We start from the raw sequence: 1249 nt of genomic DNA on the forward strand, positions 1-1249 counted from the left end.
CCCTCGCCGCCCTGTTCCAGCAGGCCCGCTACGAGGCGCGCAGCCGCCGAGCCCCGCTGCTCTGGGCCGGGCGGCTGCACGAGCATGCCCGCGCCCTGCCCACCCTGCTGACCGCCATCGGCGAGCGCAACCGCGCCCTGGCGGCGCTGGATCCGGGCGCCGCCGCGGCGCTCACCGCGCTGCAGGCCGATATCGCCGCCTGGATGGCGGACTCGGCCCACGCCGCCCCGGATGCGGCGCAGCGGCTGAAGGCGCAGCGGCTGGAGGCCCGGCTGACCGAGGCCGAAGCGCGGCCCCTCGCCTCGCCCGATCCCTGGACGGCGCTGCTGCGCGACGGGCTGCTGGAGCGGCTGCGCGAGCTGCTGGCGCATTGGCGCGAATGCCTGGTGCTGGTCGACCGGCTGCAGGCCGAGCGCCCGGCCGACAGCCTTTCCGACTCCGCCCCCGACAACGCCGCCCGCCCGCCCGGGCATGTGGACCCGCTGCTGGTGGCGCTGTCCGGCGGCGCGGCGGCGCTGGCGCTGCTGATCGGCTGCGCGCTGTGGATCGGCACCGGCTGGGCGCATGGCGCCAGCCTGGCCATGATGTCCGGCGTCGCGCTGTGCATCTTCGCCCAGCTGGACGACCCGGCCCCCGCCCTGCGGCAGTTCATCCTGGGGGCCGCCATCGCCGTGCTGCTGGCCGGGCTGTACCAGTTCGCCATCCTGCCGCGCATCGACGGTTTTCCCCTGCTGCTGCTGGTGCTGGCCCCCGTCTACCTGCCCGCCGGCGCGCTGATGGCGCAGCCGGCGCTGATGGCGCCCGCGCTGGCCGTCGCCGCGACCGTGCCGGCGGTGATCAACCTGCAGGAGACCTACAGCGCCGATTTCGCCGCCTGGGCGGATGGCGGGCTGGCCACGCTGGGCGGGCTGGCGCTGGCCCTGCTGACGGTGCGGCTGGTCCGCTCGCTGGGGGTCGCCTGGCGGGTGCGCCGCCTGGCGCGGGCCGACCGGCGCGATCTGGCCCGGCTGGCCGAGGGCCGCGCCCCCGCCGAGCTGCGGCAGATCCTGGGCGTCATGCTCGACCGGTTCGAGGCGCTGGCCGCCCGGTTGCAGGCGGTGGATGCCCGCGCCGTGCCGGTGGCCGAGCTCGCCGATCTGCGCGCCGCGCTGAACCTGCTGCGGCTGCGCGAGCACATGCCCGCCCTGCCCGCCGCCGCCCGCCTTGCGCTGGAGAACGCCCTGGCCGCGCTGGCGGCGGAGGCGCGCGG

The 1249-nt window shown here is 77.5% G+C and carries 1 protein-coding gene; it reads left to right on the forward strand.

The genetic code is table 11. The features are described 5' to 3' along the window. On the forward strand, positions 1–1249 hold a 1249-nt coding region (locus HMPREF0731_RS23400; RefSeq protein ID WP_007006244.1), incomplete at both ends, for an FUSC family protein.

Origin of the sequence: Pseudoroseomonas cervicalis ATCC 49957 (assembly GCF_000164635.1) — a bacterium.
GTDB lineage: Bacteria > Pseudomonadota > Alphaproteobacteria > Acetobacterales > Acetobacteraceae > Pseudoroseomonas > Pseudoroseomonas cervicalis.